We start from the raw sequence: 19,485 nt of genomic DNA on the forward strand, positions 1-19,485 counted from the left end.
TACCGAATAAAAACAGACTCAGTTTTGCAATTAAAATGGCGGATCAGTTGACCATGGGGGATGCTTGAAGCTGTATGAGGCGCTGGCCGATGAAATCGAGAGCATGATCGCCGGCGGCCTGCTGCGTGCCGGCGAGCGTCTGCCGTCCGTGCGCCAGCAGCGTGCGCGGCGCGGCATCAGTCCGGCCACCGTGTTCCAGGCTTACGATTTGCTGCAGGCACGGGGGGCCATCGTGTCGCGGCCTCGTTCCGGTTATTACGTGGCCCATCCCGTGGACGGAACTGCAGCGGATGGTGCGGGATGTGGATTGCCCGGCGGCGCGGACAGTGGCGGCGGCGATGGCGACGGCGATGTTTGCGCGGCCGCCCGCGCGCGCCCGCAGGAGCCGGAGACATCGCGCCCCGGCAGCGCTTCCACCACCGTCGATGTGAGTGAACTGGTGTTCGACGTGCTGGCCGCCGGACTGGCGCGCGATATCGTGCCCTTCGGCTCGGCCTTTCCCAGCCCCTTGCTGTTCCCCTTGCAGAAGCTGGCGCGCGCCGCCGCGGGCAGCCTGCGCAGCATCGATCCGTGGAGCACGGTGGCCGACCTGCCGCCGGGGAACGCGGAGCTGCGGCGCCAGATCGCGCTGCGCTACCAGCTGGATGGCGTGGTCGTGGCCAGCGACGACATCGTCGTCACCAACGGCGCGCTGGAGGCGCTCAACCTGTGCCTGCAGGCGGTGGCGCGGCCCGGCGATACGGTGCTGATCGAGTCGCCCAGTTTCTATGCGGGCCTGCAGGCGCTGGAGCGGCTGGAGTTGAAGGCGATCGAGCTGCCCACCCATCCGCGCGACGGCGTCGACCTGGCGGCACTGGCCGAGGTGCTGGAGCGGCACCGCCCCAAGGCATGCTGGCTGATGACGAGTTTCCAGAATCCGCTGGGCAGCCTGATGCCGCCCGAGAAAAAGCGCGCGCTGGTGGCGCTGCTGACGGCGTACCAGGTGCCCTTGATCGAGGATGACGTGTACGGCGAGCTGTATTTCGGTGCGCAGCGTCCGGCGCTGGCCAAGCGCTACGACAGCGACGGGCTGGTGATGCATTGCAGTTCGTTTTCCAAATGCCTGGCGCCGGGCTTTCGCGTGGGCTGGGCTGCGCCGGGACGCTATGCGCGCACCGTGGAGCGGCTCAAGCTGATGACCAGCCTGGGCGCCGCCATGCCGTCACAGCTGGCGTTGGCCGCCTATCTGGGGCAGGGCGGCTACGACCGTCATCTGCGCCAGTTGCGCGCGGCGCTGGCACGCCAGCAGGCGGCCATGCTGGCGGCTGTGGCGGCTCACTTCCCGTCCGGCACGCGCGTGACCCATCCGCAAGGCGGCTACTTCCTGTGGCTGGTACTGCCCGACGGCGTGGATGCGCTGGCCCTGCATCGCAGCGCGCTGGCCCATGGCATCGGCATCGCGCCGGGGCCGATCTTCTCGGCCAAGCGCGCGTTCCGCAATTGCCTGCGTTTGAATTATGGCCACCCGTGGGATGCCAGTCATGAGGCGGCGATGGCCACGCTGGGGCGGCTGGTCGCGCAGCAGCTGGTGTGAAGCCTGAGGTTCAGCTTTCGCTGGACTGATCGTCCGCCGCTGCGGCCGGCGTTGCAGGCACGCCGTCCGGCCGGCGCGTGCCGGGCCGGTGCTGGCGCGGCGGCTTGGGCGGCTTGAACGGCGGGAGCTTGCCGCCTTGCGCGATCCAGTGGCGGAAGATGCGCAGCGCCACCTGGGCGTCGTCGGCCGCGTACAGGATCTGCTTTTCGTTCAGGCGCGTGCTGGCCCAGTTGGTGGTGGAGATTTTTTTCGACTTCTGCAGCTTCTGGCCGAAGAACTTGGCCACGGCCGTCTTGGCGCCCAGGTCGTTGCGCTGGCCCGGCGTGCGCAAGGCCACCGACAGGTCGAGCACGCGCGCGGCCTGGATCTCGAGCTTGGCCTGCAGGCGCTTGACGTCGTCGGACAGGCCGAAGCCAACCTTCATGGTCTGCTCCGATTCCAGGATGGCCTTGAGCACATCGAGCGCCGGATGGGCGCCGATGGGGAACAGGTAGGCGATGCGGTCGGTGGCCAGCTGGATCAGGTGTGGTCCGGTCGACTTTTCACCCTTGAGGAAGGTAGGCTTGGATTCCGTGTCGAAGCCGATGGCGTCCGTGGCCAGCAAGTCCACCCGTGCCGCCTCGGCCTGGGCCGGGGTGGTCACCACGCGCACGTCGCGCAGGCTGATGCCCTGGTAGGGCGGCAGCTCGGGCGGTGCGGAGGAGGGGGGCGCGTCGGCCGGCACGGCTTCCGGCATCAACTCAGCCCTTGCGCGAGAATTTCGCGGTCAACTGGTTGAGCTTGTCGGCGCGCACGCGGGCCGCTTCTTCGGCGGCAGCTGCCGCGCGCTCGGCCTTCTTGCGTTCCGCTTCCTTCTTGAAGCGATCCTGCAACACCTGGGTGGCGTGGGCGCGATGGGTATCGGTCACCTCGGCGCCGGCAGTGCCGTCCAGGTCGTAGCGCACCTTGGCCTTTTCCATCACTTTCAGGTAGCGCAGCGAACCGGTATGGATGCCCAGCGCCGTGCGCATGATCTTGCGGTCCAGGTCGGGCATGCGCGCCAGCAGCTGCTTGTCGATACCGATCGCCAGCGGCAGGAAATCGCGGAAGGCGGGGAATTCGGTCTGCAGTTTCTTCAGCAGGCTGCGCGGGGTCAAAGCCGCTGCCGTGGCGGTCGCGGCGGCGTTCGTAGCAACGGTCGTATCAGCTTCGCTGGCCGGTGGCTGGGGGGTGAGGCTAGTGTTCATCGAATCATAGGTTAAAGCAGGAGGCGCCAGCATATCATGCGTCCCGCCTCAATGCAGTGCATTTTCAGCCACAATGTCGTTTTTGCCATGCTTTTCATGTCGCCGGGGCAGGTGCTTTTGCGTCATAAACCGGGTATAATGGCTGACGCACCAAATGCAGGGCGGTGCGGTTTCAGTTTGGTACAGGATGCGGTTTGGAAGATTTAACGGGGCGCTAGCCCTTGTTATTTGGTTTTCAGATGACGGATATTTGATTTATCAATTATCTTGATGTCTCGCTATACGGCATAATTTGCCCTCTCCTCTATTCTTCACTGAAAAATAGACAATAGCCCGTTTTAGGTAGCGGGCTTTTTTTATTCCGCAGCTTCATCGTCAACTTTTATACAACATTGCACAGCCAGGCGGACCGCATGCGGTGAGCGCCGGCCATAGGCATTGGGGTATGGCAGTGGCGACGCCGCCCGTTGTGGGTGGCCAACAGGTAGCACATACGCCCCATCGGATCCGCAGCAGGCCCGGTGGGATGATTCACTTTGCGCCGCGGCCTGCCGGGCCTCGCATAGAGAGAAATTTAATGACAAAAACGCCGAAAACTTTAACGTTGTCCGTCAAGGCCGCCCGTACCAGCTCCGCGCCGCTGGTGGTGCCGAAGACGACTTTATCTTATGTCATCGAGAATGCGCAAGAGGCAGCGGGCAAAGTTACGGTAGTCAAGAAGAAAAGTTCGCGCCTGGCCGCCGTGGCCGCCGCCGAAGCGGCCGCCGCTGAAGCGAGCGTGGCGACGGAAGCGCCGGCCAAGGCGCCTACCGTCAAGGTGGCCCGCAAGGCTGGCGCCGCCTCGGCCGCCGTTTCGCTGGCGGCCCCGGCCGGCCCCAAGCCGGTGGTCGCGCCCAAGTCCAAGCTGGTCAAGGCCAAGGCCGAGCCGGCCCCTGTTGTCATCGTGACGGCCGGCCCGGCCGTGAGCCAGGTGACGGACGCGGCCACGCTGGCCTCGATCGACACCTCCGGCTATCTGCTGCCCAGCGTCAAGGTGCCGGGCCGCCGCGGCCGCAAGCCGAGCGAATTCACGCCGGAAAACGATGAAGTGGCGGCACTGAACGCCGTCGAACGCGCCGAGTTGAAGGCCGTGTCCAAGGCCCGCGAGCGCAAGGCCAAGGGCGGCGCCGCCGACATGCTGGGCCTGGACCCGAAAAGCTCGGCCGAAGACCTGGAACGCCGCCGCCAGCAGATCAAGAACCTGATCAACATGGGCAAGGAGCGCGGCTTCCTGACCTATGCCGAGATCAACGACCAGCTGCCGGAAAACATCATCGATCCGGAAGCGATCGAAGGCATCATCGCCACCTTCAACGACATGGGCATCGCCATCTACGAGCGCGCGCCCGATGCCGAATCGCTGCTGCTGACCGACAGCGTGGCCACCGTCACCAGCGACGACGAAGTGGAGGCCGCGGCCGCCACGGCGCTGTCGACGGTCGACTCCGACTTCGGCCGCACCACCGACCCGGTGCGCATGTACATGCGTGAAATGGGCGCCGTGGCGCTGCTGACGCGCGAAGGCGAGATCGAAATCGCCAAGCGCATCGAAGGCGGTTTGAAGGACATGATCCAGGCCATCTCGGCCTGCCCGACCACGATCGCCGAGATCGTCGCGCTGGCCAAGAAGATCGAAGCCGACGAGATGAAGGTGGACGAAGTGGTGGATGGCTTCGTCGACCTCAATGAAGCGAACAACACGCCGGCCGTCAGCACGGCCGCCGCCACCGTGGCGGACGAGGACGAGGAAGAGGAAGAAGAAGTCGAGGAAGAGGACGGCGACGCCAACGGCGGCGCGGCCGGCTTCTCGACCGAACAGCTGGTGCAGCTGAAGAAGGCGGCGCTGGAAAAATTCGCCGTCATCTCGTCCCAGTACGACAAGATGCGCAAGGCCGCCGGCGGCTACGGCTCCAAGGGCTACGTGGCGGCGCAGGAAGCCATCTCCAACGAGCTGCTGGGCATCCGCTTCACGGCCAAGGTGGTGGAAAAACTGTGCGACACGCTGCGTGGCCAGATGGAAGAAGTGCGCCACATCGAGCGCGCCGTGCTGGAACTGTGCGTCAACAAGTGCGGCATGCCGCGCGCCCACTTCATCAAGGTCTTCCCCGGCAACGAGTGCGATTTGGACTGGGTCGACCTGGAAGTCGATTGCGCCTATCCGTACAGCGCGGTGCTGGGCCGTAACGTGCCGGCCGTGAAAGAGCTGCAGAAGAAGATGATCGACCTGCAGGCGCGTGTGGCGCTGCCGCTGGCCGACCTGCGCAAGATCAACAAGCAGATGGCGGCCGGCGAGAAGCGCGCCCGCCAGGCCAAGCGCGAAATGACGGTGGCCAACCTGCGCCTCGTGATCTCGATCGCCAAGAAGTACATCAACCGCGGCCTGCAGTTCCTCGACCTGATCCAGGAAGGCAACATCGGCCTGCTGAAGGCGGTGGACAAGTTCGAATACCGTCGCGGCTACAAGTTCTCGACCTACGCCACGTGGTGGATCCGCCAGGCCATCACCCGCTCCATCGCCGACATGGCGCGCACCATCCGTGTGCCGGTGCACATGATCGAGACCATCAACAAGATGAACCGCATCTCGCGCCAGATCATGCAGGAAACGGGCAGCGAGCCGGACCTGGCGACCTTGGCCGTCAAGATGGAAATGCCCGAGAACAAGGTGCGCGAAATCATGAAGATCGCCAAGGAGCCGATCTCGATGGAAACGCCGATGGGCGAGGACGGCGATTCGCAGCTGGGCGACTTCATCGAAGACAACACCACGCTGGCGCCGCTGGACGCCGCGCTGCACGCCTCGATGCGCAACGTCATCAAGGAAGTGCTGGACTCGCTGACCCCGCGCGAAGCGAAGGTGCTGCGCATGCGCTACGGCGTGGAAATGTCGAACGACCACACGCTGGAAGAAGTGGGCAAGCAGTTCGACGTGACGCGCGAGCGCATTCGCCAGATCGAAGCGAAGGCCATGAGCAAGCTGCGCCAGCCGTCCCGTTCGGACAAGCTGAAGACCTTCCTGACCACGCACTAAGGGCGGCAGGCGGCAGCAACAAAAAGGGAGGCGCGAGCCTCCCTTTTTTTTGTCCAAAAAATGGGGACGTACCCCATTTCGGTAAAAAGGGGAAAAAAGGGGTACGTCCCCATTTTTTTCTTGCGGTGACGCAGTCTTTTATGTCGGCGGCGGCTTCAGCGCCGTGAACAGGATGATGGCGGACAGCGATAGCAGGGCCGCCGCCGTGAATGTCCATGCCGGCGCGATGCTCCACAGCGCACCGGCCAGCAAGGACGCCGGCAGGTACAGCGCGCCCGTCACGAAGCTGTAGATGCCGATCGCCGAGGCGCGCCGCTCCGGCTCCAGATCCGCCACGTAGGCCTTGCTCTGCGCATCTTCGATCGCGTAAAACAGGCCGTAGACGCCGAACGCGGCGATCATTTCCCAGCGGCCGTGGGCCAGCGCGAGCCAGACGTTGAGCAGGCCGTGCACCAGGTAGCCGAGCACGATCACGCGCCGCCGCCCGATGCGGTCGCCCAGCCGCCCCACGGACGGCGCGGCCAGCACGCAGGTGACGTTGAAGAAGGCATACAGCAGCACGATGTCCGTCACGCTGAAGCCTACCTCGTGCGCCTTGAGCAGCAGGAAGCCGAGGCTGTAATAGGCCAGCGCGAACAGTCCGCCCGGCAGCAGGTAGCGCTTGAAGCCGGGGCTGAGTGCGCGCCAGTTCTGCCACACGCTTTCGCGCGCGTGAGGCGCGGCGGGGCGCTCGTCCACCGTCGCCAGCATGGCCACGCTGACGATGGCCGGCACCACGGCCACCCAGAACAGCAGGCGGTAGGTGGCGCCCGATTCGCCCAGCCACGACAGCAGCCCCCACGCCATCAGCGGGCCGAGCACGGCGCCCGACTTGTCCAGCGCCTTGTGCACGCCGAAGGCGTAGCCGCGCCGCTCGGAGGTGGCGATGGCCGACAGCCAGGCGTCGCGCGGCGGCCCGCGAAAGCCCTTGCCCAGCCGCTCGATCACGCGGAACAGGGCCAGGCCCGTGACGGAGGTGCTCACCAGCAGGATGGTCTTGGCCAGCGTGGAAAAACCGTAGCCGGCCACCACCAGCGCCTTGCGCCCCCCGCTGCGGTCGGACAGCCAGCCGGACAGGTAGTTGAGCGAGGAGGCGGAGAAATCGGCCAGCCCTTCGATCAGCCCCAGTAGCGAACTGGAGGCCCCGGCCACCGTCGTGAAGAAGATGGCGAACACGGAGAAGATCATCTCGGAACTGAGGTCGGTCAGGAAGCTGACCAGTCCCAGCTTGATGATGTCGGGGTCCAAGCTGCGCCAGCCGCTTCTGGCTGTCGCCGCCAGGGACGCATCATCCACCGTCGATGCGTCATGCCGGGGCGGACTGGCCGTCGGAGCCGGCGCCGGCGCCGGCGCGGTGGCCGGGGAGCGCTCGTCCGGGGCAGTTTGGTCGTCGGAGCGCTCGGCCATGGCAGTTGCGTGCTACTTGAGGGCCGCCGTCAGCCGGCTTTCGAGTGCACGCATGTCGAAGGCGCTGCCGGTGCGGGTGCCGTCCGCAAAGTAGACGGTGGGCGTGCCGATCACGTGCAGCTTCTTGCCCAGCGCCAGTACCTGCTCATGGGGCGCCGTGCAGCCGGCCGGCGCGGCGGGCGCCGGCTTGCTGTCCTCGATCCAGGCTTGCCACGCCTGGGCGCGGTCGGCCGCGCACCAGACGTTGCGCGACTTGACGGCCGAATCGTCGGACAGGATGTCGAGCAGGAAGGTGTAGATGGTGACGTTGTCGATGTTCTTCAGCGTCTGGTGCAGCTTGCGGCAGTAGGGGCAGTTGGGATCTTCGAACACGGCCATCACGCGCTTGCCGTCGCCGCGCACGGTCTTGATGGCCGTCTCCAGCGGCAGGTCGGCAAAGCGTATCGTGGCCAGCTGGTCGGCGCGGGCGCGCGTCAGGTCCTGGTAGGTGCCGGTGTCGACCACCTTGCCGACGAACAGGTACTTGGCGTTTTCGTCCGTGTAGAACACGTCGCCGTTGGTGCGCACTTCATACAGGCCGCCGTACGGCGTCTTGCTCACGCCGTCGACCTTGATGTTGATGCCCATGCGCGGCTCGATCAGGGCGTGGATGCGCGCCTCCGTGGCCGTCTCCGCGCCCGCTTGCGCCAGCGCCGGCAGGGCGGTGGCCAGCAACAGCGCTATCTTGTGCTTCATGTTCAGTCCTTGTCGTGTGCTCATCATATGCTCATTCAATGCCGCTGGCACGGGCGCGGATGCGTTCGGCCTCGGTGGGGAACAGTTCGGCCCGCAGCGCTTCCAACTTGCGCCGGCGCGCCGCGCCGGGCGCGCCTTCTTCCCCTTGCAGCTGGCTGACGGCCGTGCGGTAGCGGGCGTAGCGCACGCGCCATTGCCGCTCCTGCGCGGCGGCCGATTCGTAAGAGAAGGTGGCGTCGCGCACCAGTTCGGCCAGTTCGGCGTCGCGCGCGGCCTGCTGGGTGGCGCCGTGCAGGCGTTGCTGGCGCAGCGTGTTGGAATCTCCTTCGCCATCGGCTGCTGCTGCGCCGGCGCCGGCGCGGCTGCGCAGCTCGGCCACGGCGTCCGCCAGCGCATCGTCGTCGTCGCCGAACCATGCCCGCAGCAGGGGCGGCTTGAAGCTGGCCTGGCGCAGCCGGGCGCGCTGCGCCTGCCAGACGGCCAGCCTTTCCGTTTGCTGCGCATCGGGCAGGGCGCCGGGCGCCAGCGCGAGCTGCTGGCGGGCCAGCAGTTCATCGTGCGCGCGCACGTAGCTCACATACGGGGCCAGCAGCGCCTCGGCCTGGGCGGCGGCAGCTGGCGGCAGGCGCTGTGCCAGGTAGCCGCGCAGCTGGGCCGCGCGGGCGGCCAGGTCGGCGCCGTCGCTGCGGATCAGGAAGTAGTCGAAGCTGGCGCGCAGCTGGCGGTTGGCGAGCAGCTGGCCGGCATCGCTGACGGTGAAAGCGTCCGCCGGCGGCAAGTCGTCCATGTCCACGTCGAGGGCGGCGTTGCGCGGCGCGCTGCCCAGCATGCCGGGGCCGACGGCGCCGTTCCAGGCCGGGGCGGCGGCGCCAGGCGCGGTGCCCGTGTCGGCCGGTGTGCCGGCTTGCCAGTACCAGATCAAAGCGGCGCTGGCCAGCGCGGCGGCCACGTAGCCGCCTTGCCTGAGATAGTAAGTGATCTGCATGGACGGTTTGCTGCGGCGGGCGGTGCGCGTCAGATTTTCTTGTCGACGGCCGGCGGGCCCGGTTCGGCGCCCGGTACGGCCTTGGCGCCGGCCTGTACCGGCGCGGCGTAGCGGGTCACCACTTGCCAGCCCTTGTCGCCCTGCTGCCAGGTGTCGATCACGAACACTTGCTGGGGCAGGGGCGAGGTCTTGGGCACGTCCAGTTTCCACAGGAAGCTGACCACCATCAGGGGGCCGTATTCATGGGTGGCCATCTGTTCGATGCGCGATTCGAACGGGGCGCCCGATTGCGCCTGTTTCAGCCATTCGGCGCGGGCCGTGGGGCGGCCGGGCGCGGCCGAGGTGCGCAGTTCGAACCGGTCGGCCACCAGCCGGTCGAGCGCTTCCGTGTCGCGCTGGTGGACGGCGTCCAGCCAGTCGTTTTCCAGCTCGGTGAATTGTTTGACCGTCAGCGTCACGGTGGGGATGATGCGTTTTTGCGGTTCGGCGGCCGGCGCGGCGGCGCTGGCCAGCGATAGCAGGGTAAGCAAGGTCAGGCAGTACTTGTGCATACGCGTTCCGGAAAAAATGGCCGCCGCGACGGGCGTGCGGCGGCCGTGCTTCATGCTACTACGTTAGGGATACTGCATGGTGCACGCCTGCGATGGCAGCAGGGTCCAGTTCTGCTGGATCAGGTACTTCAGGCCGCCCAGGGTCACGTTGTACTTGGCGCCGTTCGATGCGAGCGAAGTGGTGCCGAAGGTCCACGCGCACTTGTCGCCGTTTTCCATGCCGCTTTGCAGCGAGTACCAGGCGTTGCCGTCCGGGTCGGTGACGGCTTCTTCCAGTTCGTGGGCGAAGATGCTGGCCATGGCGTCGGCGCCCGGGGTGTTGTTCGGGCTGGGCGTGTTGGCGCCGCAGCTCGAGGCGCACTGGGTTTCCGGATTGCCCACGAAAGCGTACTTGATGTTCTGGCCGCTCACGGTGGTGTTGGTGTGCCAGCCGCAGTACTGGGTGCAGAAGCCCGAGGTGGCCGTGGTGGCGTTGTCGGTCATCACGAAATACACGGCGTTCGAATCGAGCGGCAGGGCGCCGGACGAGATGGCGCTGGTCACCACGGTCTGGATGTTGGCATCCGACAGCTGGGTGCCCAGCGTGCCGGAATTGCTGATGCTGCCGGCCAGCGTCACGTTGTTGACCACGTGGGTGTTGCTGGCGTTGTAGTAGGTGGTGTTGATGTTGAAGTAGGGCGAACCGCCGATGCTTTGGGCCAGGTTGGTCAGCACGCTCTTCGATGCCGGTCCGTTGCCCGTGTCCCAGTTGCTGCCGTACCAGATGTAGTAGACCTTGGTCGGCGCCACCATCACGGGGCCGCCCTGGTAGGTCAGGTTGGAGGTGCGGCGGGCCTTGAGCGTGGCCGCTCTCTCCGGGTGGCTCATGGAATCCAGATCAAGTTCGCCCCAACCCTTGCCGGTGGGTTTGAAGATGGAATCCTTGGATTCCTTGATCACGCCGGCCTGGGCGGCCGTGGCGCATGCCAGGCTGGCGGCGAGCAAAGTCAGTTTGAAGCTGAATTTCATTTTGATTTCTCCGAGTGGGGTGGAACATCAAAGTTGTCCTGCTAACGGACAATCTGCTCTTACTCCGCTGTCAACATGCTGCCGTGGATCAACAAGCGTGAGTACATTTTAACGCTCTCGACAAATTGCGATAGCGAAAAAAAGGGTGCGGCAGTGCACGGTCTCTTGTCATCAAGAGAACAGGCATTGCGTATGCGTCAAGGGGTTGTGGCGGCGCGGTGCTCGGCTACACGGGGGGGAGTTGGGTCTGGCGGATGAGACGGAAGGACTGCGGAACGCTGAAGGTGCTCAACAACATGTGTTTCTCCCGATGAGATTGTGCGGCACTGCGGTTGCGCTTGTGGCGCGAGCAGATTTCATTGTTATGGTGTTGCTTTGCTGCGAAGTTGTGAGCTCATTCTACTGAAATATTTTACATTTGCTATTGTTTTCTTGGCTCTGTTGAAAAATTAAGACAGTTGAAGATTGCAAGCGGGCCAAGGCCGGGCGCGCATGCGGCCGGCCGGCGTGTTGCTGGGTGGGGAGCGTGGACAGGCGCAATCTGGCGGGCGGCGCGCCGGCCGCCCGGGAAAGCCGCTATTGCTTGCCCTTGGTGCGGCGCGCGTTGGGCGCGCCGAACAGCGCTTCGACCATCGGGTCGCGGCGGGCGATGGCGCGGCTGGCGCGCACCGGATAAATCACATCGTCGATCAGGCGGTGGATACGGGTGCCGTCGCGGTCGATCGTGATGTTCAGGGCAGAATCCCGTCCGCGGCTGCTTGCATGCTGGTTCATCGTACATCCTCATACGTGACGCCCGGCGCGGCAAGGCCTGCGGCGGCGGGGCGATAGGCGAAGGTTCATGCTACGGCAGCGGCCCGCGCCGGACAATATGCATTCCGCCGCAGTGCCCTAGTCCCTAAGGCGTAGCGCCACTAGTTCCGTTTGGCGTGGCCCGCCGCCATTCATGCCGATAGGCGGCACCCCCCCGTCCTCCCTACACTGAACAGGTCGCTCAGAGCGCAAGGGCTTGCTCGGAAAAATTTGATCTGCATCATTGAAGCTTTCTTCATTGAAGCAAGACAATACGCCCTGGCCCGGGACTGCGCGCAGCGCGCGGCAACCCGCCATACCGATGTATGCACACTCAGGAGAAAAACAAATGGATAGCAGCAAGAAGGCAGGCAAGGACACGGACACCGAAGTCGTCAATGCACGGCGCGGTTTCCTCGGCAAGAGCGCGATGCTGGGCCTGGCAGGCGCCACGCTGGGACTGGCCGGCTGCAAGGAAGAGGGCGGTGCCGCCAAGGGCAGCGCTTCCGCTTCCGCATCGGCGGTTGCCAAGGGCGGCGGCGGTCACGAGATCACGCCGGGCCAGCTGGACGACTACTATGCCTTCACCAGCGCCGGCCATGGCGGCGAGGCGCGCGTGATCGGCCTGCCATCGGGCCGCACGCTCAAGCGTATTCCTGTGTTCAACGTCGATTGCATGGTCGGCTGGGGCATCACCAACGAGTCCAAGAAGATCATGGGCACCAAGGCCGACGGCACGCTCGAGTACATGACGGGCGACACCCACCACGTCCACGCCAGCTACAAGGACGGCACCTATGACGGCCGCTTCATGTGGGTCAACGACAAGATCCACTCGCGCCTGGCCCGCATCCGCATGGATACGATGGAGTGCGACAAGATCACCAAGCTGCCCAACGTGATGGGCTTCCACGGCATGTTCCCGGACAAGTGCGATCCGGTCGACGCTAAGATCAACTACACCACCCGCGTGTTCTGCGGCGCCGAATTCCACATCCCGCTGCCCAACGACGGCCACGACCTGAACGACCCGGACAAATGGGGCTGCCTGTTCAGCTGCGTCAGCGCCGACACCATGGAACTGCTGTGGCAGTGCCGCGTGGACGGCAACATGGACCTGGTGGCCACCTCGTACGACGGCAAGCTGGCCGCCTCCAACCAGTACAACACGGAAAACGCGCACGACCTGGCGGGCATGATGGCCGCCGAGCGCGACGCCTGCGTGTTCTTCAACGTGGCCCGCATCGAAGCACTGGTCAAGGCCGGCAAGTTCACCACCATCGGCAGCTCCAAGGTGCCTGTGGTCGATGGCCGCAAGGCAGCCAATGCCGATCCGAAAACTTCCGTCACCTGCTACGTCCCGGTCGGCAAGAACCCGCACGGCGTGAACGCCAGCCCGGACGGCAAGTACTTCGTCTGCTCCGGCAAGCTCTCACCCACGGCCACCGTGATTGACCTGTCGCTGGTGCACAAATGGTTCGCCGGCGAACTGAAGACCGAACGCGACGCCGTGGTGGCGGAGCCGGAAATCGGCCTGGGCCCACTGCACACGGCCTTCGACGGCAAGGGCAATGCCTACACCTCGCTGTTCCTCGACAGCCAGTGCGTGAAGTGGAACGTGGACGCGGCCATCGCCCAGTTCAAGGGCGACAAGAACGCCAAGGTGATCGTCGAGAAGATGGACGTGCACTACCAGCCCGGCCACAACTACGCCTCGATGGGCGAGACCAAGGAAGCGGATGGCAAGTACCTGAACTCGGGTAACAAGTTCTCCAAGGACCGCTTCCTGCCGGTGGGCCCGCTGCATCCGGAGACGGAACAGCTGATCGACATCAGCGGCTCGACCATGAAGCTGGTGGCCGACCACACGGCCTACTCGGAACCGCACGACGGCATCATCGTGCGCCGCGACGTGGTCAAGACGCGCCAGATCTACAACATGGACGACTTCCCCAACCCGGTCAAGCCGGAGAACGCCGGCGTCACCCGCCAGGGCAACAAGGTGTCCGTGCGCCTGATGTCGCAGGCCCCGAACTACAGCCTGCCGGAGATCAAGATCAAGAAGGGCGACGAAGTGACGCTCACCCTGACCAACCACGACAAGGTGGAAGACCTGACCCACGGCTGCGCGATCCCGACCTACAACATCAACTTCATCGTCAACCCGCAGGAGACCAAGTCGGTCACCTTCAAGGCTGACCATGCGGGCGCGTTCTGGATCTACTGCACCCACTTCTGCCACGCGCTGCACCTGGAAATGCGCAGCCGCCTGCTGGTCGAAGCGTAACGTACCGGGCATGCGATGACACAGAGTAATCGTTTGCCCCGGACCGTGCGGCACCTGCTGGTGCTGCTCGGTGTCCTATGGGCCGTGTTGTGCGCCGCCCCGGCGCGCGCCACGGTCTACGACGCCGAGCTGCCACCGGAAATGCTGCACGGACCGGACCTGTGCGCCTACGCGCCATGCGCCGACGTGCTGCCGCAGGCCACCCGCTTTTCGCAGCGCAAGGGTGCGCCGGCCTACGTGGAAGCGTGGGGGCCGGGCGCCGACCAGCACGAAAAATTATTGGGCTATGTCTTCCTGTCGACCGACGTGGTCGACATTCCCGCTTATTCCGGCAAACCCGTCGTGACCCTGATCGGCATGGACCGCCAGGGCACCATCACGGGCGTGCGCGTACTGAAACACTCCGAACCTATCCTGCTGGCCGGCATCCCCGAGTCGGCGCTGCTCAAATTCATCGGCCAGTACGTGGGCCGCAAGGGTGACGCCAAGCTGGAAATCGGCCATGGCGACGCCAGCCAGGGCGCCGTCGGACTGGACGCCATCAGCGGCGCCACCGTCACGGCCATCGCCGAGAACCAGGTCATTTCCCGCAGCGCCTACGAGATCGGGCGCCAGGTGGGCATCTTCACCAGCGCGGCGCGGCCGCCGGCCCGCTTCACGCCGCTCGACGAGCGCCTCGACTGGGCCGGGCTGGCCGCCGAGGGCAGCATCGCCCACCTGCTGGTGCCGGCCTCCGAGGTGGGCGCCAGCGACAGCGGCGGCCCCTATATGGACCTGTATTTCGGCTACCTCAACGTGCCCACCATCGGCAACAGCATCCTGGGCGAGCATGGCTACCAGCGGCTGATGGCGGACCTCAAGCCCGATGAACACGCGATCTTCCTGATCGCCAGGGGCCAGAGCTCGTTCAAGGGTTCCGGCTTCGTGCGCGGCGGCATCTACGACCGCATCCAGGTGCGGCAAGACCCCGTCACCTTCACCTTCCGCGACACGGACTACCTGAACCTGTACCGGCTGGAACCGAAGGACGTGCCCGAGTTCAAGGAATCGGCCATCTTCATCGTCCGTTCCAAGGACTTCAACCCGGCCTGGCCCTGGCAGCTCACCATGCTGGCCAACAAGCCCGACGCCGAGCATGGCGGCAAGACCTTCGTCCACTTCGACCAGCAATACTGGCTGGCCGACCGCTACCTTGAAGGTGGCCGTCCGAAAGTGGTGCAGCCGGAAGCGGCCTGGAAGAGCCTGTGGCGCAACAATGCGCTGGTGGGCGCCGCCTTCGTGGCGCTGCTGGGCGCGGCCGCCTTCTGGTACGCGCGCCGCGACAAGCTGGTGCGCGCGTCGAACCGCAAGCACAAGCCATGGATCAGCCGTCCCCGCATGGCCCTGTGGATCGCCAGCGTGGGCTTCTTCGGCTTCTACCTGAAGGCCCAGCCCAGCATCACCCAGGTCATGACGTGGTTCCATTCGATCCTGCACCAATGGAAGTGGGAGCTGTTCCTGTCGGACCCGTACATCTTCACGTTCTGGTGGTTCATCATCGGCACCGTGCTGCTGTGGGGCCGCGGCCTGTTCTGCGGCTGGCTGTGCCCGTTCGGTTCGCTGCAGCACCTGGCCCTCAAGCTCGGCGCCATCGTCGGCCTGAAGAAATACCAGCGCCTGCTGCCCAAGGCCTTGCACGACAAGCTCAAATGGATCAAGTACGGCGTGTTCTTCGTGCTGCTGGGCGTGTCGTTCTATTCGATGGAAATGGCCGAGAAGCTGGCCGAGATCGAGCCGTTCAAGACCACCTTCCTGGTGGGCGTGTGGAACCGCACGTGGCCGTTCTGGATCTTCATCGGTGGCATCCTGGGCTTGTCCATGGTCAGCGAGCGGCCGTACTGCAAGTACCTCTGCCCGCTGGGCGCCGGCCTGGCCATTCCCAGCAAGTTCCGCCTGTTCGGCCTCAAGCGCAAGGCCGAGTGCACCACCTGCCACGCCTGCGCGGCCGGCTGCGGTTCGCACGCGATCGACAAGAACGGCAAGATCGACCAGATGGAATGCCTGCTGTGCCTGGACTGCATGGTGATGTACTACGACGACCATGCCTGCCCGCCGCTGGTCAAGGAACGCAAGCAGCGTACGGCGGCCGGCCAGGCCCTGACGCCGATTAACGACCAGGGTTATTTCATTTCCCTCGACAGTTTGCGCAGCACCCTGAAGGAGCGGCGTCCCGCCGCCCGCCAGGAGTCGCTGTGAACACCCACAGACGGGGCGAGACGCGGCCGGTGTTGCATCACCGGTTGCGGGTCTGGCTGCTGGCATGTGCCAGCGGCCTCGCCATCCTGGGCACGGCGGCCGATGGGGCGGCCGCCGTGTTGCGGGTAATGCCGGGCGACTCGATCGCCGCCGCCGTGGCGCGCGCCGCGCCGGGCGACACGGTGCTGGTGGAGCGGGGCGACTACAAGGAACACATTTTGATCGACAAGCCGCTCACGCTGCGCGGCCATGAGCAACCCACCATCAGCGGCGGCTTCAGCGGCGACGTGATACGGGTCACGGCCAGCGACGTCACCGTCGCCGGCCTCAATGTGCGCGACAGCGGCACCAGCCTGGACGCCCAGAACGCGGGCATCTACGTGGTGCCCGGCGCCGACCGCGTCACCATCGCCGACTGCGCGCTGGTGTTCAACCTGTTCGGCATCTGGCTGGAAAAGTCGGATGACGCCAAGGTGCTGCGCAACGTCGTCACGGGCCGGCGCGACCTGCAGTCGGCCGCGCGCGGCAACGGCATCCAGGTCTACAACACGCGCGGCGCCCAGATCATCGACAACAACGTCAGTTTTACGCGCGACGGCATCTACGTGGACGTGTCGCGCGACGCCCTGTTCCGCGGCAACAAGATCCACCACGTGCGCTACGGCACGCACTACATGAACACCAATCACAGCACGTGGGAAAACAACGAGTCCTACCAGAACCGGGGCGGACTGGCCCTGATGGAAGTGCGCAACCTCATCGTGCGCAACAACATCGCCTGGGGCAACACGGACCACGGCATCATGCTGCGCACCATCCAGGATTCCCTGATCGAACACAACGTGGTGGCCGGCAACGGCCGCGGCTTTTTCATCTACGACGCGGAATACAACGTGGTGCGCGACAACCTGGTGAGCCACAACCGCATCGGCGTGCACCTGTCGGCCGGCTCGGCGAACAACGAAGTGGACGGCAACGACTTTATCGGCAACGAAGAGCAGGTCAAGTTCGTCGCCGCGCGCGACGTGGAGTGGGGCCGCAAGCAGGGCAACTACTGGAGCAATTACAGCGGCTGGGACCAGGACGGCGACGGCGTGGGCGATGTGGCCTACGAAGCGAATGATCTGGTGGACCGCCTGAACTGGCAGTACCCGCTGGTCAAGCTGGTGCTGTCCAGCCCTTCGGTGCAGACGCTGCGCTTCGTGGCGCGCCAGTTCCCGCTGCTGCGCGCGCCCAGCATTGTCGACCGCCATCCCCGCACCCGCCCACTGAACCCCAACTGGAGACGCTGGAATGACATCCTCCCCCATTGAACTGGAGCAGGTCAGCAAATCCTTCGGCGCCGTACAGGCGCTGCGGGACGTGTCGCTGACCGTGGCCCCGGGCGAAATGTTCGGCCTGATCGGCCACAACGGCGCCGGCAAGAGCACCTTGTTCAAACTGATGCTGGGCTTGCTGCCGGCCAGCGCCGGCACCGTGCGCATACAGGGTGTGGACACGGCCAGCCCCGAGTTCCGCCAGGTGCGGCGCCGTATCGGCTATCTGCCGGAAAGCTTCGTCACCTACGACAACCTGACGGGGCTGGAAGTGCTGCAGCTGTTCGCCGACCTCAAGCACGTGCCGCGCCGCGCCTGCGCCGGCGTGCTGGAACAGGTGGGCATGAGCCTGGCCGCCGGGCGCCGCGTGCACACCTATTCCAAGGGCATGCGCCAGCGCCTCGGCTTCGCCCAGGCCCTGCTGGGCGAGCCGGACCTGATCTTCCTGGACGAGCCCACCAACGGCCTGGATCCGGAAGGCATTGCCGACTTCTACCGCATCCTGCGCGAAGTGCGGGAGCGCGGCGCCACCATCGTCATCACCTCCCACATCCTGGCCGAGATCCAGGACCGGGTGGACCGGCTCGTCATCATGCATTCGGGCCGGATCGCCGAGCAGGGCACGCTGGCCCAGCTGCGCTCGCGCATGGTGCTGCCGTCGCACATCGTGGCCACGCTGCGCCCCGGCGCGGCGGCCGAACTGGAGGCGGCGCTGGCGCCCATGGATGGCCCGGACCTGCGGCTGGTGGGCAGCGAGGCCACCATCGCCTGCCACAGCCAGCACAAGATGGCCGTGCTGTCGGCGCTCGGCGCGCTGGCGCTGGACGTGACCATCCATGAACCGACACTGGAACAGCTGTTCCTTGGCCACGGAGGCGCCCATGTCCAGCCGCATTGAATGGTCGCAAGTGCGCGTCATCGCCAGCAAGGAGTGGCGCGACCGCATCCGCAACCGCTGGGTGGTGGCGGTGGCCGTCATCTTCGCCCTGTTCGCGCTGGCCATCGCCTATTTCGGCGCGGCCCAGCAGGGCGAGGTGGGCTTCCATGGCGTGGACGCCACGGTGGCCAGCCTGGTCAGCCTGGTGATCTACCTGGTGCCCCTGATCGCGCTGATCCTCGGCTACGACGCCATCGTGGGCGAGCGCGAGCGCGGCTCGCTCGAACTGCTGCAGTCGATGCCCATCACGCGGGCCGAAATCCTGCTCGGTAAATATCTGGGCCTGGCCGGCGCGCTGGCCGGCGCCACTGTGGTCGGCTTCGGCGCCGGGCTGCTGCCGCTGGCGGCCGAACTGACCGTGCGCGACGGCTACCATTACGCCGGCTTCGTGTTCAGCGCCGTGCTGATGGGCATGGCCTTCCTCAGCATCTCGGTGCTGCTGTCCGTGCTGGCGTCCGACCGGGTGCGCGCCAGCGGCGCGGCCATCGGCCTGTGGTTCTTCTACGTGCTGATCTTCGACTTGCTGCTGATGGGCGCGCTCGTCATGAGCCAGGGCAAGCTCAGCAGCGCCCTGTTCGGCGCCATCCTCATGCTCAACCCGGCCGACGTGTTCCGGCTGCTCAACATTTTCAGCTCGGAGCAGGTGCAGACCATGTATGGCCTGTCGACCGTGATGCCGGGCGCGCTGACCAATCCGCTGGTGCTGCTGGCCATCATGCTGGCCTGGATCGCACTGCCATTTCTTATCGCTATCAGGAGATTCAAATGAAGTTGACTACCTTGGCGGCGCCTGCCGCCCGCCGCGCCCTGCTGGTGGCCGTCATGCTGCTGGCGGCCTGCACGCCCAACACGCCGCGCGTGGCGGCCCAGGAACCGGGCGCCGACACGGCCTGTTCGCTGGACGGCATGGTGCTGCGCGACTTTCCCGGTCCCAAGGCCCAGATCCAGTACGCCGAGGGCAAGCCCGATTACTACTGCGACCTGATGGAACTGTTCGCGGTCGTCCTCGGCGCCGAGCAGAAGCGGCCCGTGGCCGGATTGTACGTGCAGGACATGAGCAAGGCCGACTGGGACCACCCCAGCGGCAACTGGATCGAAGCGCGCAGCGCCTATTACGTGGCGGGCAGCCGCAAGCACGGCTCGATGGGCCCCACCTTCGGCGCCTTCGCCACTTTGCAGGGCGCGCAGGACTTCGCCGCCGTCCAGGGCGGCAAGGTGCTGCGCTTCGAGCAGATCGGTCGCGATATGGTCAGCATGAGCGGCAGCGCCGCCCATGACGACGCCATGTCGCACTGAGAAAGGGGGCAATCGTGAGTTGATCGAC

The 19,485-nt window shown here is 65.6% G+C and carries 16 protein-coding genes; 8 read left to right on the forward strand and 8 right to left on the reverse strand.

The window, feature by feature from the left end:
* Positions 1–64: 64 nt before the first annotated feature.
* Complete coding sequence (locus AC3WOS_RS08950) at positions 65–1,573, forward strand: aminotransferase-like domain-containing protein (protein ID WP_492715561.1); 1,509 nt, start codon at positions 65–67, stop codon at positions 1,571–1,573.
* 10 nt (positions 1,574–1,583) lie between these two features.
* On the opposite strand, the gene AC3WOS_RS08955 is transcribed toward AC3WOS_RS08950, so the two are convergent.
* The gene (locus AC3WOS_RS08955) at positions 1,584–2,309 is read right to left on the reverse strand and encodes a 3'-5' exonuclease (protein WP_492715562.1); all 726 of its coding nucleotides are present in this window, start codon (positions 2,307–2,309) and stop codon (positions 1,584–1,586) included.
* Positions 2,310–2,313: 4 nt separating this feature from the next.
* A complete protein-coding gene (locus AC3WOS_RS08960) occupies positions 2,314–2,799 on the reverse strand; it encodes a ProQ/FINO family protein (RefSeq protein ID WP_492715563.1) in 486 nt (161 codons plus the stop codon).
* A 577-nt stretch (positions 2,800–3,376) separates the two neighbouring features.
* Between AC3WOS_RS08960 and rpoD the strand changes: the two genes are divergently transcribed.
* Positions 3,377–5,869, forward strand: a complete 2,493-nt coding sequence (rpoD, locus tag AC3WOS_RS08965; RefSeq protein ID WP_492715564.1) for an RNA polymerase sigma factor RpoD — start codon at positions 3,377–3,379, stop codon at positions 5,867–5,869.
* Between the two features lie 138 nt (positions 5,870–6,007).
* On the opposite strand, the gene AC3WOS_RS08970 is transcribed toward rpoD, so the two are convergent.
* The 6 genes from AC3WOS_RS08970 to AC3WOS_RS08995 form a co-directional block, all read right to left on the reverse strand.
* Complete coding sequence (locus AC3WOS_RS08970; RefSeq protein WP_492715565.1) at positions 6,008–7,156, reverse strand: MFS transporter; 1,149 nt, start codon at positions 7,154–7,156, stop codon at positions 6,008–6,010.
* Positions 7,157–7,327: 171 nt separating this feature from the next.
* On the reverse strand, positions 7,328–8,050 hold the full coding sequence (locus AC3WOS_RS08975) for a DsbC family protein (protein ID WP_492715567.1): 723 nt from the start codon (positions 8,048–8,050) through the stop codon (positions 7,328–7,330).
* Positions 8,051–8,081: 31 nt separating this feature from the next.
* Positions 8,082–9,035, reverse strand: a complete 954-nt coding sequence (locus AC3WOS_RS08980) for a hypothetical protein (protein WP_492715568.1) — start codon at positions 9,033–9,035, stop codon at positions 8,082–8,084.
* 29 nt (positions 9,036–9,064) lie between these two features.
* Positions 9,065–9,586 carry a nuclear transport factor 2 family protein gene (locus tag AC3WOS_RS08985; protein ID WP_492715569.1) on the reverse strand — a complete coding sequence of 174 codons (522 nt, stop codon included), beginning with the start codon at positions 9,584–9,586 and terminating at the stop codon, positions 9,065–9,067.
* Positions 9,587–9,649: 63 nt separating this feature from the next.
* Positions 9,650–10,594 (reverse strand): hypothetical protein, encoded by a 945-nt coding sequence (locus AC3WOS_RS08990; RefSeq protein WP_492715570.1) that lies wholly within the window; start codon positions 10,592–10,594, stop codon positions 9,650–9,652.
* Positions 10,595–11,170: 576 nt separating this feature from the next.
* Complete coding sequence (locus AC3WOS_RS08995; RefSeq protein ID WP_492715571.1) at positions 11,171–11,368, reverse strand: hypothetical protein; 198 nt, start codon at positions 11,366–11,368, stop codon at positions 11,171–11,173.
* Positions 11,369–11,735: 367 nt separating this feature from the next.
* Here AC3WOS_RS08995 and nosZ point away from each other — a divergent pair, with 367 nt between their 5' ends.
* The 6 genes from nosZ (at position 11,736) to AC3WOS_RS09025 (ending at position 19,457) form a co-directional block, all read left to right on the forward strand.
* Positions 11,736–13,673, forward strand: a complete 1,938-nt coding sequence (gene nosZ, locus AC3WOS_RS09000) for a TAT-dependent nitrous-oxide reductase (protein WP_492715572.1) — start codon at positions 11,736–11,738, stop codon at positions 13,671–13,673.
* A 45-nt stretch (positions 13,674–13,718) separates the two neighbouring features.
* On the forward strand, positions 13,719–15,908 hold the full coding sequence (locus AC3WOS_RS09005) for a 4Fe-4S binding protein (protein WP_492715635.1): 2,190 nt from the start codon (positions 13,719–13,721) through the stop codon (positions 15,906–15,908).
* A gap of 128 nt (positions 15,909–16,036) precedes the next feature.
* Positions 16,037–17,221 (forward strand): nitrous oxide reductase family maturation protein NosD, encoded by a 1,185-nt coding sequence (locus tag AC3WOS_RS09010; protein WP_492715636.1) that lies wholly within the window; start codon positions 16,037–16,039, stop codon positions 17,219–17,221.
* Positions 17,202–18,122: an ABC transporter ATP-binding protein gene (locus AC3WOS_RS09015; RefSeq protein WP_492715573.1), complete on the forward strand. Its 921-nt coding sequence runs from the start codon at positions 17,202–17,204 to the stop codon at positions 18,120–18,122. The genes AC3WOS_RS09010 and AC3WOS_RS09015 overlap by 20 nt, the downstream gene beginning before the upstream one ends.
* Positions 18,106–18,930 (forward strand): ABC transporter permease, encoded by an 825-nt coding sequence (locus tag AC3WOS_RS09020; protein WP_492715574.1) that lies wholly within the window; start codon positions 18,106–18,108, stop codon positions 18,928–18,930. Before AC3WOS_RS09015 ends, AC3WOS_RS09020 begins: the two co-directional genes overlap by 17 nt.
* Positions 18,927–19,457, forward strand: a complete 531-nt coding sequence (locus AC3WOS_RS09025; protein WP_492715575.1) for a nitrous oxide reductase accessory protein NosL — start codon at positions 18,927–18,929, stop codon at positions 19,455–19,457. Before AC3WOS_RS09020 ends, AC3WOS_RS09025 begins: the two co-directional genes overlap by 4 nt.
* The last annotated feature ends 28 nt before the right edge of the window (positions 19,458–19,485 follow it).

Source organism: Rugamonas sp. FW305-51 (genome assembly GCF_058786935.1).